At 60.9% G+C, this 520-nt stretch carries 1 protein-coding gene; it reads right to left on the bottom strand.

Annotated features, from left to right (window positions below):
• Window positions 1–102: 102 nt before the first annotated feature.
• Window positions 103–321, bottom strand: a complete 219-nt coding sequence (locus AC1DS3_RS39430; protein ID WP_441638842.1) for a hypothetical protein — start codon at window positions 319–321, stop codon at window positions 103–105.
• Window positions 322–520: the final 199 nt, after the last annotated feature.

The following is a 520-nucleotide window of genomic DNA, read 5'->3' as shown; positions in this document are numbered from 1 at the left end:
GGCGGACGGCGCGCCGGCATTTGCCCCCCTCGCTGCGCCCATCTGGCGGGCCAACGGGCCTAACAGCGTTTAAAGGCAGCTAACAATCACAAAACCGCTGCACTAGTCCCAAAAACTGCGGAACGCGGCGGCAGCGATCACGGGGACCGTCAGCACCAGCGGAATGGCAAAGTACGGAACTTCGAGATCTACGCGCCACTTGTAGATGAGCCAGGCGATGCCGGCCCCGAGTGTAACCAGGCCAACAAGCGCCGCGAGAACATTCAGTACCTTGTCGGACGGGCGCCTGCGCGTCCGTTCTTTGGTGGAAAGCGCTTTCATCCCAGCTCCAATGCAGATTGTGACGGGCCTATGTTCTATTAAAGGCTACTCCGGCGCCCTGCGTAAAGGTAAGGGGGTAAGGGGGGGGTAAGGGCGAGTMATGGCGGGCCTCATGGGGAGAGAGCGTATTGGGAAGCGTCTTGGCGCTTTGTGGGCCGCATTGCCCGGATCATGGGCGGCTTAGGGCAAAATACCGCCT

The sequence above is a fragment of the Cupriavidus sp. 01L46 genome, assembly GCF_056399905.1.
Note: the sequence above shows the minus strand (reverse complement) of the source record. Positions and strands in the feature narration are given on the sequence as shown.